Origin of the sequence: Phaeobacter sp. B1627 (genome assembly GCF_006265095.1) — a bacterium.
Classification (GTDB): Bacteria; Pseudomonadota; Alphaproteobacteria; order Rhodobacterales; family Rhodobacteraceae; genus Epibacterium.
Genome location: NZ_VCNK01000001.1, coordinates 320,588 through 331,940, shown reverse-complemented (window position 1 = coordinate 331,940; position 11,353 = coordinate 320,588). Strand labels below are relative to the sequence as shown.

10 protein-coding genes are annotated in these 11,353 nt (G+C 64.0%); 3 read left to right on the top strand and 7 right to left on the bottom strand.

Annotated elements, in window-relative coordinates; genetic code table 11:
• Positions 1-295 precede the first annotated feature (295 nt).
• Positions 296-1,117, bottom strand: coding sequence for a TIGR00282 family metallophosphoesterase (locus tag FGE21_RS01450; protein WP_139661024.1), 822 nt, complete (start codon positions 1,115-1,117; stop codon positions 296-298).
• A 351-nt stretch (positions 1,118-1,468) separates the two neighbouring features.
• Between FGE21_RS01450 and FGE21_RS01445 the strand changes: the two genes are divergently transcribed.
• Positions 1,469-2,308 (top strand): 2OG-Fe(II) oxygenase, encoded by an 840-nt coding sequence (locus FGE21_RS01445; RefSeq protein WP_139661023.1) that lies wholly within the window; start codon positions 1,469-1,471, stop codon positions 2,306-2,308.
• A 154-nt stretch (positions 2,309-2,462) separates the two neighbouring features.
• Here the strand turns inward: FGE21_RS01445 and FGE21_RS01440 are convergent, their stop codons facing one another.
• On the bottom strand, positions 2,463-3,053 hold the full coding sequence (locus FGE21_RS01440) for a 5-formyltetrahydrofolate cyclo-ligase (protein WP_139661021.1): 591 nt from the start codon (positions 3,051-3,053) through the stop codon (positions 2,463-2,465).
• Between the two features lie 39 nt (positions 3,054-3,092).
• Positions 3,093-4,481 (bottom strand): magnesium transporter, encoded by a 1,389-nt coding sequence (mgtE, locus tag FGE21_RS01435; RefSeq protein WP_139661019.1) that lies wholly within the window; start codon positions 4,479-4,481, stop codon positions 3,093-3,095.
• Between the two features lie 138 nt (positions 4,482-4,619).
• Here mgtE and guaD point away from each other — a divergent pair, with 138 nt between their 5' ends.
• The gene (guaD, locus tag FGE21_RS01430; protein WP_139661018.1) at positions 4,620-5,909 is read left to right on the top strand and encodes a guanine deaminase; all 1,290 of its coding nucleotides are present in this window, start codon (positions 4,620-4,622) and stop codon (positions 5,907-5,909) included.
• A gap of 166 nt (positions 5,910-6,075) precedes the next feature.
• Here the strand turns inward: guaD and FGE21_RS01425 are convergent, their stop codons facing one another.
• The 3 genes from FGE21_RS01425 to FGE21_RS01415 form a co-directional block, all read right to left on the bottom strand.
• A complete protein-coding gene (locus tag FGE21_RS01425) occupies positions 6,076-7,434 on the bottom strand; it encodes an 8-oxoguanine deaminase (RefSeq protein ID WP_139661016.1) in 1,359 nt (452 codons plus the stop codon).
• 199 nt (positions 7,435-7,633) lie between these two features.
• Positions 7,634-8,416, bottom strand: coding sequence for a histidinol-phosphatase (hisN, locus tag FGE21_RS01420; protein ID WP_139661014.1), 783 nt, complete (start codon positions 8,414-8,416; stop codon positions 7,634-7,636).
• 296 nt (positions 8,417-8,712) lie between these two features.
• Positions 8,713-9,084 (bottom strand): helix-turn-helix domain-containing protein, encoded by a 372-nt coding sequence (locus FGE21_RS01415; RefSeq protein ID WP_139661013.1) that lies wholly within the window; start codon positions 9,082-9,084, stop codon positions 8,713-8,715.
• 347 nt (positions 9,085-9,431) lie between these two features.
• Here FGE21_RS01415 and FGE21_RS01410 point away from each other — a divergent pair, with 347 nt between their 5' ends.
• Positions 9,432-10,406, top strand: a complete 975-nt coding sequence (locus FGE21_RS01410; RefSeq protein ID WP_139661011.1) for an NADPH:quinone oxidoreductase family protein — start codon at positions 9,432-9,434, stop codon at positions 10,404-10,406.
• Here FGE21_RS01410 and FGE21_RS01405 read toward each other — a convergent pair.
• Positions 10,375-11,295 (bottom strand): LysR family transcriptional regulator, encoded by a 921-nt coding sequence (locus FGE21_RS01405; RefSeq protein WP_139661010.1) that lies wholly within the window; start codon positions 11,293-11,295, stop codon positions 10,375-10,377. The two genes, FGE21_RS01410 and FGE21_RS01405, sit on opposite strands and share 32 nt — an antisense overlap.
• Positions 11,296-11,353: the final 58 nt, after the last annotated feature.

The following is an 11,353-nucleotide window of genomic DNA, read 5'->3' as shown; positions in this document are numbered from 1 at the left end:
GCCTGCGGCGCGGGTGTGCTCCCGTCCGGACCACGCTGCCCTGGCTATGCCAGAGAAGCGGGTCCCGTTGGGCCGGGCGCCGCGCCTTGGCGCGGCGCCCGGCCCAACGGGAGGAAGGGTTTTGTCAAAAACCAAGACGACGGGCGGGAGCTCCCCCGGTTCCTGCTGCTGCCGCAGGACAAGAGGCGTGCACAGCACGAGTGGCGTGCAGACGCACTTCATGCCAACCCGGCCCTCACCACCTGCACAAGCAAGTCACGTTGCACGCGGCTCAGAGCGGCCCCGTCGTTCAGCGTCAGCTGCTCTGGGGGCCTGCCTGCTGCAATCTGCCGCCCTGCCGGACCATCTCCACCCGTTTGGCCACTCCGGTGCGATCATCGGTCTCTATGTAGACACCGGACAGGGTCGCGGCCTCGGTCGCCGGCGTGAACCGCCCCTTCGGCATGCCGGTCAGGAAACGGCGCATGGGTTCGGCCTTCTCCATCCCGATGACCGAATTGTAGTCACCACACATGCCCGCATCCGTCAGATAGGCGGTGCCGCCTTCCAGAATTTGCGCGTCCCCCGTGGGAATATGGGTGTGGGTCCCCACCACCAAAGAGGCCTTTCCATTGCAGAAATGCCCCATTGCCATCTTCTCGGATGTGGCTTCGCAATGCATGTCGACAATGATGGCCTGCGCCAGCCCGCCTCTGGGATGGGATTTCAAGACGCTTTCAACCGCGCCGAACGGGTCGTCAAACGCCCGTTTCATGAAGACCTGCCCCAGAACCTGCAGCACGAGAACCTTCTGCCCGCCCCGCGCCGTGAACAGACGATGGCCGCGCCCCGGCGCGCCTTTTGCAAAATTCAGCGGGCGGATCACCCGGCTGTCCTGCTCGATATATTGCAGCATGTCCTTTTGATCGAAGGCGTGATCGCCCAGCGTGACACAATCGGCCCCCGCATCGAACAAGAGCTTGGCATGATCACCCGACAGCCCCATGCCGTTGGAGGCATTCTCGCCGTTCACCACGACAAAATCGAGCCGCCACTCCTCACGCAGGCGCGGCAGGGTTTCGGTGATGGCTGCACGTCCCGCGCGGCCCATGACATCGCCAAGAAACAAAATTCGCATGCTCACCGCAATAGGCCCTGCAAGGTCAGCCGACAAGACCGAAACAACGCGGCCGAACGCCGCGTCAGGGAGCGGGCCACAGACGGCGAGGGTCAGCGGAGGGCCGGCCAATAGCCGGGCGATGGTCAGTCAATCGTCAGGCACTGGAGGATCACGGCGAATGTCGCGACTTTCAGAACAGTCCCGCAGACATTGGGCAATTGGCGCAGCATTTCTGCTCCTGCCCCGGTCATATGGCGCAATTTTGAATAAACTGTTGTGCAATCCGCGAAACCCGGCAAGCTTCTGAAGTGTCAGCCTGCCGAGGCTGTGCCCCCTGTGCACCTTGCCGCTGCTGGCGAAAGAGAGACCATGACCAAGCCTATTTTGAATCTGGACCCCGACAGCCTGCTGCTGCCCACAGGTGAGGCCCGCGCCGCGGGGGGCGCCCTCGCCGCTGAATACCGGTCCCGTACACCGTTTCACTTCGGCGGATTTGACGGCTTCCTGCCGCCGGAAATTCTGGACCGGGTCCGCGCAGAGCTGAAACAGCTGCCCAAAGCCGAAAACAGCTTCGATCGTCCGCAGGAGCGGCTGAAGACCTCATATGTGCCCGAACGGCTGCCCACCTACACGCGGCAGCTGTTTTATGCGCTGAACTCGCGTCCTGTTCTGGCCTTCGTCGAAGAGCTGACCGGCATCAAGGGGCTGATCCCGGACCCGTATTTCGCGGGGGGCGGCGTGCATGTGGTGGCCAACGGCGGGCATCTCGATATCCACGCAGATTTCAACCACCACGCGGGCCTCAATCTGGAGCGGCGGGTCAACATGCTGATCTACCTCAACAAAGACTGGCGGGAGGACTATGGTGGTTCGTTCGAGGTCTGGGACGAGGACATGTCGTCAAAGCTGGGCAGCTACGTGCCGCTGTTCAACCGGATGTGCATGTTCTCCACCTCGTCAGACAGCTGGCATGGCAATCCGGAGCCGGTAAACCACCCGGACGGAGAGCCGCGCATGTCCATTGCCCTGTATTACTACACCGCAACCTGGGACAGCAGCCGCAAGTCGCACACCACCCTGTTCAAACCCCGACCCGGCAGCAAGGACCAGCGGGATCGTCAGGTCGCCCGCCGGGCACTGCTGCAGGATCTGCTGCCACCGGTCATCCATCGCAAGCTGGCGTGGAGACTGGAAAAGCTCGGGTTCTGAGCGCCCTGCCCCGCCCTGCCCGGCCAGAACCTGACTGAACCGGATTGAACCGACCTGAGCCGACTTGGGCAGAACTGGGCAGACCTGAGCCGAGACCTGATCCAACTGAGCCGTTTGCGGCCTGAGTGAGCGGGGTTGGGCCGTTCTGGGCCAGTCAGCCCCGCGCGGTGATGTCCAGAATCCGGCTCTCCGTCACGATCATGTCGAGCGGCTGATCGGTTGGCTCCAGCGGCAGGGAGCGGGCTTCCTGGGCGTCAAAGGCAAATCCGATGGCCAGGGTCGCGCGCCGGTTGCGCAATCCTTCGAGCGTGCGGTCATAAAAGCCGCCGCCATAGCCCAGCCGGTTGCCTGCGATGTCAAAGGCCACCAGCGGCACGATCAGGATTTCAGGCTCAAGGTAGTCATCCACCTGCGGCACTCTGGCGCCAAAGGGGCCGTCGCGCAGCGGGCCGTCCGGATGCCATCGGCTGAACCGGAGCGGCTGGCCCGCGCCCTGAATGACCGGAACCGCCACCGGGCCGTGGGCGGCGGCTTCGGCCATCACGGCACGGGGGTCGATTTCGGTGCGGATCGGCATGTACCCCGCCAGCGGAACGCCACGATAGCCGGCCAGAACCTCGGCCAGATGACCGGCCACCCCGGGGCGCTGGCTCTCAAAGGCGGCCTTGCGCCGCACGAAAGCCGCCTTGCGGGCGGCGGCCTTCGTCGCCAGCAGCGCCTCGGGGCTGTGTTCGCTGTCGTTCATGCCCTCTCCTCCTGTAGGTCATTGTCGGGATCCCGCGGATCAGACCAGCACCGCCCCCGCAAGTCCGAGAAAGGCGAAAAAGCCGACCACATCGGTCACGGTCGTCACAAAGGCCCCCGAGGCCAGGGCGGGATCGACGCCGATACGGTCGAGGATAACCGGGATCACGGTCCCCGCCAGCCCGGCCACGACCAGGTTGATCACCATTGCGGCACCGATCACCACCCCGAGCATCGGCGTGCCGAACCAGATGACGCCGATCCCCCCCATTACCACGGCAAAGATGGTGCCGTTGATCAGCCCCACCAGAACCTCGCGCCGGATCACCCGCCAGACGTTGGCCCCGGTCAGGTCGCGCGTGGCCAGAGCGCGCACCGCCACCGTCAGCGACTGGGTTCCCGCATTGCCGCCCATCGAGGCCACGATCGGCATCAGCACCGCCAAGGCCACAAAACCGGCGATTGTCTCGTCGAATTGCGCAATCACCAAAGAGGCCAGGATCGCCGTCACAAGGTTCACCGCCAGCCAGGGAAACCGCTGTTTGGTGGTCTCGCTGACCTTGTCCGACAGGCTGCCGTCGCCGACACCGGCCAGACGCAGGATGTCTTCTTCGTGTTCCTCGTCCAGAACGATCATCGCATCATCGATGGTGATCGCGCCCACCAGCCGCCCGTCGTCATCGACAACCGGCGCGGAGATCAGGTGATACTGGTTGAAGGCATAGGCCACATCTTCCTCGTCCTGATCTACCGGGATCACCTGAAAGGTATCCTCCAGCAGCTGCATCAGGGGGACCGTGCGGCGGGAGCTCATGAGACGTCCCAGGGTGACCTGCCCGACCGGGCGCACGCGGGGGTCGACCACCACTACATGGTAGAACTGCTCCGGCAGATCCTCGGCCGCGCGCATGTGGTCGATGGCCTGGCCGACGGTCCAGTGCTCCGGCGCCATCACCACTTCGCGTTGCATGAGACGGCCGGCGGAGTTTTCCGGATACCGCAGCGATTGCTCTACCGCGACACGGTCGGAATCCTCCAGCGCATCGAGGATGGCTTCCTGCTGCGGCTCTTCGAGATCTTCGAGCAGATCGACCACATCGTCGCTGTCGAGTTCGCGGACAGCCTCGGCGAGGACCTGCGGGTTGAGCGCCGCGATCACCTCTTCGCGGATGGAATCATCCAGTTCCGACAGGATGTCGCCGTCGAACTCGCGCCCGTAGAGCCGGATCAGTCGTCCGCGATCAAAGGCATTGACCTGTTCCAGAAGGTCCGCGATGTCCGCCGGGTGCAACGGATCCATCAGCGTGATCAGCGTTTCGCGGTCGTCACGATCCAGCGCAAAAAGGATCTGGGCCACCCGCTTGCGGTCCAGGTCATAGCCGTCCTCGGACACGACATCCACCTCGGGGGTCGTCTCGCCTGTCGTCATTCACAGCCCTCCCGTTTACCTGATCGACTACCGTACCGGAACCATATAGGGGAAAACAACGCTTGGTCAGCAATTTACCCCCGCCCTGCGGAGGCCTATCCTGTGTCCGAGTGATTTGACAACAGGTGTGATGCATTGATGGAACAAGATCTAATTCTCGCAGGCCGGGTGCTGTCGTTTGCGGCATCGCCCTTTGACGCAGGCGGTGTGGCGGCGGCCGTCGAAGACCATGAGGCCCTGGCCATCAGCGCGGGCAAGATCGCAGCGGTGGGCTCCCTTGCGGCGTTGACGGCTGCGAGACCGGAGGCGCCGGTGATCGACCATGGTGACAGGCTGATCCTGCCCGGTTTTGTGGATGCTCATGCGCATTACCCGCAGACTGCGATCATTGCCAGCTGGGGCAAGCGGCTGATTGACTGGCTCAACACCTATACGTTTCCCGAGGAAATGCGGTTTGGCGAGGCGGGCTACGCAGAGGAGATCGCCGCGCGCTATCTCGATCTGACCGCCGCCTGCGGCACCACGACCATGGCGAGCTATTGCACGATCCATCCCGAAAGCGTCGAGGCGCTGTTCACCGCGGCGCAGGCGCGCGGCCAAAGGGTGGTAGCGGGCAAGACCTGCATGGATCGAAACGCCCCCGAGGGGCTGCGCGACACCGCCCAAAGCGCCTATGACGACAGTGCCGCATTGCTGCACCGCTGGCATGGGGTGGACCGGATCAGCTATGCCATCACGCCCCGGTTTTCGCCCACCTCGACACCGGAACAGCTTGAGGCGCTGGGGGCGCTTTGGGCGGAACACCCCGATTGCCTGATGCAGACCCACCTGAGCGAGCAACTGGACGAGATCGAATGGATGCATCAGCTGTTTCCCGATGCGCGCGACTATCTGGACAGCTACGAGACCTTCGGCCTGTTGCGCGAGGGGGCGGTGTTCGGCCATGCGATCCACCTGCAACCGCGCGAAAAGGACCGGCTGCGCGAGGTCGGAGCCAGTCTCGTGCATTGTCCGACCTCCAACACGTTCATCGGGTCCGGCCTGTTCGACATGGGGGGGCTGATGGCGGCGGGCCACCGGATCGGGCTGGCCACCGATACGGGCGGCGGGTCCAGTTTTTCGATGCTGCGCACGATGGCCGCCGCCTATGAGGTGGCGCAGTTGAAGGGCACCGCGTTGCATGCGTCGCAATTGCTGTGGCTGGCCACCCAAGGCGCCGCCACCGCGCTGCATCTGGAGGACAAGGTGGGCAATCTGGCCGCGGGGATGGAGGCCGATCTGGTGGTGCTCGATCTGGCCTCCACCCCGGCCATTGCACAACGGGCGAGCCGGGCTACGGATCTGTGGGAGGCGGTGTTTCCCACCATCATGATGGGAGACGACCGCGCCATCGCCGAGGTCCGCATCGCCGGTCGCAAGGTCGTCTGAAACAGCAGGAGCTGGGCTGAGCGGGAGAGCGCCGCACGCGAGGGGGCTGGACTGAACGCACTGGACTGAACGCACTGGACCGGAGCGGACTGGGCCGGAACGCACTAGGCCAGTGCGAACTGGGCCGGAGCGGACGGACAGCCTCCTCGCCCCCCCCTTGCGCAGATCAGTCCCCGGTGGACAGCGCCCGTGCCATCGCGCCGTGGCGCTCGATCAGGCGGGGCAGATCGACGGTGGTCAGGTGCCCCTCCGCCACGACCCTCACCCCCTCGACCAGCAGATCATGCACTTGACGCGGCCCGGCCAGAACCAGAGCAGCCGGATCCCAACTGCCGCTGGAGGCCAGCCCGCCGACATCCCAGATGGCGATGTCCGCACGTTTTCCGACGGCTATCCGGCCACATTCGGGACGCCCCAGCACATCGGCTCCGCCCCGTGTCGCGATCTCGAGCGCCTCATAGGGGGACATGGCATCGGCCCCATGGGCCACCCGCTGCAGCAGCATGGCCTGCCGGGCCTCATCCCAGAGGCTGGCCATGTCATTGCTGGCAGAGCCATCCACCCCCAGCCCCACGTTCACCCCCGCATCCCGCATCTGACGCAGCGGGGCGATGCCGCTGCCGAGACGGCAATTCGAGCAGGGGCAATGGGCGACACCGGTGCGGGTTCTGGCAAAGAGATCAATCTCCTGCCCGTCGAGCTTCACGCAATGGGCATGCCAGACATCGCCCCCCGTCCAGCCCAGATCTTCTGCATATTGCCCGGGACGGCAGCCGAATTGCGACAGGCCATAGGCGATATCCTCGTCATTTTCCGCCAGATGGGTATGCAGCATGACCCCTTTGTCACGCGCCAGGACCGCCGTGTCGCGCATCAACTCGCGGCTCACCGAGAATGGCGAACACGGCGCAAGGCCGACGCGGCACATGGAGGCCTCGGCCGGATCGTGAAAGGCATCCACCACCCGGATCATATCATCGAGGATGTCGCTTTCGCGTTCGGTGAGACTGTCGGGCGGCAATCCCCCTGCGCTTTCGCCGATGCTCATCGCCCCGCGTGTCGGCTGGAACCGCAGGCCGACCTCTGCGGCGGCCTCGATGGTGTCATCGAGACGAGCGCCGTTGGGAAACAGGTACAGATGGTCCGAGCTGAGACTGCAGCCGGACAGAGCAAGCTCCGCCAGCCCCAGCTGCGTCGACACCCGCATATGCTCCGGCCCCAGCCGCGCCCAGATCGGATAGAGCACCCGCAGCCAGCCAAAGAGCAACGCATCCTGCCCGCCCGGCACGGCGCGGGTCAGGTTCTGAAACAGATGATGGTGGGTGTTGACCAACCCCGGCGTCACCACGCGGCCTGTGGCCTGCAGTACCTCTTCGCCCCCCTGCAGATCGGCCCCGATTTCGGCAATGACACCGGCGCGCACGCGGATATCAACCTCCGTCAGAACGCGCCGCCTATCGTCCATGGTGAGAACGGTCTGGGCATTCTTGATCAGGATATCGGGCTTGATCAGGAAATTGGGCATAGTTTCACACTCCGTCGCATGCCCGTTTCGGTATGTGGAGGTGAAACAGCACCGACAGAACAGGGGCAAAGGACTCGGTGCGGATATATGACTACCGATGACACCGACGCAGGACAAGACCGTGTTTGCAGAAATTACCGGCCAGGAGCCCCCGGCAGAGCCGTTTTCTGCAGCGCGGCCCCCGGCGGCGGATGCGGGATCAACCGCTGCCCAGAAGCGCCAGCGCCGATGCGTGAATGTCCGGGTTCGCCGCCGCCAGCACGCGCCCTCCCTCATGGGCAGGGCCGCCCTCCCAATTGGTCACAATGCCGCCCGCGGCCTCGATCACGGCCATGGGCCCCTGAATATCATAGGCGTTGAGGCCCGCTTCGATCACCAGATCCACAGTGCCCGCCGCCAGCAGGGCGTAGGCGTAGCAATCCATGCCGTATCGGGTCAATTTGACCCGCTCCGCGACCCGCTCGAACGCGGCGCGGTCGCTCTTGGTGCCGACTTCGGGAAAGGTGGTGAAGAGGATCGCGTCCTGCAGCGTTGCCGTCTTGCGTGTCGCCAGCCGGCTTGTGCCATGCGGCCCGGTCACCTGCGCGTGGTTGCGGGTGCCTTCGAACCGCTCCCCGATGTAGGGCTGATCGACGATGCCGAGGATGGGACCGGAGGCCTCGGACAGCGCGATCAAAACGCCCCATGTCGGGGTGCCGCTGATGAACCCCCGGGTGCCGTCGATCGGATCCAGAACCCAGGTGCGCCCACTTGTGCCGCTGGTCGGAGGGAACTCCTCGCCCAGAACACCGTCTTCGGGGCGCAGGCGGGCCAGCACGGCCCGCATCGCCTGCTCTGCGGCGCGGTCGGCCACGGTCACCGGATCGAAGCCATCGGCGAGCTTGTTGTCCGCCGCCATGCCGGCGCTGCGAAAATGCGGCAGGATCACCTCGCGTGCGGCATCAGCCACACGGCGCGCGACGTCAAGATCAGAGAGTATCATGAATGGCGGTCCCGGTCAGATCAGCATGTGTCATGCGCAGCGGGTGCCATGGGCGGCCCGGGCATTCAAGGTAAAATCCGCCAGAAAACCGCCAGAAGCCGGTCTGAGCCTCCATTGCGCGATCGAGTAGCCCTCGGAATTGGCGGCGGCACAACGGACAATGCCCGGCGTTCAACGCGCCGGGTCATCGGTCACACGACACATGTCCCATCACATGTCCCCTCGCAGATCCGATAGATCAGCCGCAGCGGCCGCCGGTGTCAGGAGGAGGCGTCAGGCGACCGAGATCTGCAGCCTCAGGCGACGTCGCTCAGCACGCGCGCCAGTTCAAACAAGCGGCGGCGTTGGTTTTCCGGGATCGCATAGTAGGACCGGACCAGATCCAGCGCTTCTTTGTCGCCCATCAGATCGGCAGGGACGCGCGCCTTGTCGGCGGCGATCTTGTCTTCTTCGTGCAGCCCCTCAAAGAAGAAGCTGACATTGACCCCAAGCGCGTCGGAAATGTCCCACAGACGGGAGGCGCTGACCCGGTTGGCACCGGTTTCGTATTTCTGGATTTGCTGGAATTTTATTCCAACCTTTTCCGCCAGTTGCTGCTGCGTCATGCCAATCAGCCAGCGGCGGTGACGGACGCGTTTTCCAACGTGAATATCGACGGGATGTGCCATGTATTTTCTCCAAATTGCGGTCTTTTCTTTGGACGGGCCGACAAAGCCACGCCTGTGAACCGCGTGCCGATGGCGCATGAACCGCCACCGGGGATCTGTTGTTTGAGGTCAGAAGTTTCGTATTGTGGAAAGTCTACGACCTTCTTGGTTGAATACAAGTAAAGGCGCACGCGCCTCACGGGCTGGCCATGGCAAATATCTGATTTAATGCATCAAAAATCAGCGCGAAACGCGCTACAGGCGCGTTTTCGAGGGCCTCACCAAAAATAGGGAGGCTCATTCCCCTACGTAACCCAGGCCATTTGACGGCCGAATCACAACGATGAACATTGGCGAGGAAATCACGTATGCTATCCTTTCGTATAGTTAATCACGGTTCTGAAGGCAAGCTTTTGGAAGTGGAAACTCCTGCTCCCGGCCCGGGCGAGGTGCTGCTGGAGATTCATGCCTGCGCGTTGAACTTTGCCGACCTGCTGATGGTGGAAGGCCGATATCAGGACACGCCCCCCCTGCCCTTCACCCCGGGACTTGAATGCGCGGGACGGATCGCAGCGCTGGGAGACGACATTTCAGATTTTCAAATCGGGGACCGTATCGCCGTTTTTGGTGGCCAGGGCGGGCTTGCGGACTTCGGGATCTTCGATGCGGCCCGTGCCATCCCTATCCCGGATGCGGTGTCCTACGACGTGGCTGCGGCCTCGATGATCGCCTATGGCACCAGCCTGCTGGCGCTGCAGCAGCAGGCCCGCCTGCAGCCCGGCGAGACGCTGCTGGTGACGGGGGCGGCCGGGGGTGTCGGGCTGACGGCGGTGGAGATCGGCAAATTGCTGGGGGCTACCGTGGTTGCACAGGCGAGAGGCGCCGACAAGCTGGCCATCGCCGAGGCCGCGGGTGCCGACCATCTGATCGACAGCTCAGAGGATCTGCGCCAGCGGCTGCGGGATCTGGGGGGGGCGGATGTGGTCTATGACGCGGTGGGCGGCGACACCTGGAAGGCGGCGTTTCGCGCCACAAACCCCGGCGGGCGGCTGCTACCAATCGGCTTTGCCGGGGGCGAGGTGCCGCAGATCCCGGCCAATCACCTGCTGGTCAAGAACCTGACGGTGATCGGCTTTTATCTGGGTGGCTTTGTGCAGCAGCGCCCCGACGTGGGACGCGCGACCTTTGATCTGTTGATGCGGTGGCTGGAGGAAGGTCGCATCACCCCTCACATCAGCCACCGCCTGCCGCTGAGCGAGACCGCACAGGGGCTGGAGCTGCTGCGCAGCCGCAAAGCCACAGGCAAGGTGATCATGCAACCCCGCGCTGGCCGCCAGAGCTAAGCATTTCGGTCCCGACCGCACGCAGCCCGGGCTGAGACAGACCCGCAAACCCTTGCCGGATGAGGTCGGCAAGGTGGTCCACATATTGCGCGCGTGCCCGCTCGGCCCCGTACAGGTTGATATGCTGGACCGGCAAACGCGGCAGACTGCCGTTGTGGTCGATCACCTGCTGATGGGTGGGCTGTGTCCCCTCCAGCAGAACCCCCACGGCGAGATCGGCGCTGATCGTCGCCTCGACCGTGCGGTCCGACTCGCTGTCGACAGCCATTTCCCAGACAATGCCCGCCTCATCCAGCGCCGCGGTCGCAACGCCGCGGAAAATGCAATTGCGGCAGAACCCGATCCGCAGCGGTCGTTGCCGCCAGGTGTGACCGTTCAGGGCTCCGATCCAGCGCAGAGGCATCTGGTGGATGGTTTCGCCGCCAGAGCCCGAGACACTTTCGGTCGTCACGATCAGATCGAATCGCCCCCGTTCGAAATCCGCCTTGAGATCGCGCGTGTTGGAGGTGCAGAGGTTCACCTTCACCCGAGGAAACTGCACGTTGAAGCGTTGCATCACCATCGGCACCACCGGATGCACCACATCATGGGGCACGCCCAGCGTCACCTCGCCCTCGAAGGCCTGATCCGTCAGGCGGGTGATGATCTCGTCGTTGAGGCTCAGCATCTTGCGGGCGAACCCCAGCAACTGCTCGCCCGAGGTCGTCAGGCCGATACTGCGGCCCGAGCGATCCAACAGCTCCACCCCGAGCATCTCCTCCAGGCGCTTGAGCTGCATCGAGACGGCAGACTGCGTCAGATGCAGAAACGACGCCGCGCGGGTCACCCCTCCGGTGTCGGCAACCGCCACAAAGGACCGCAGGGTGGTTATGTCCAAGTTCCGCATCATCACATCTCCTGATGGGTCAGTTCAATAACATTCGTTTTGAGAATGGCATAGGTTGCCC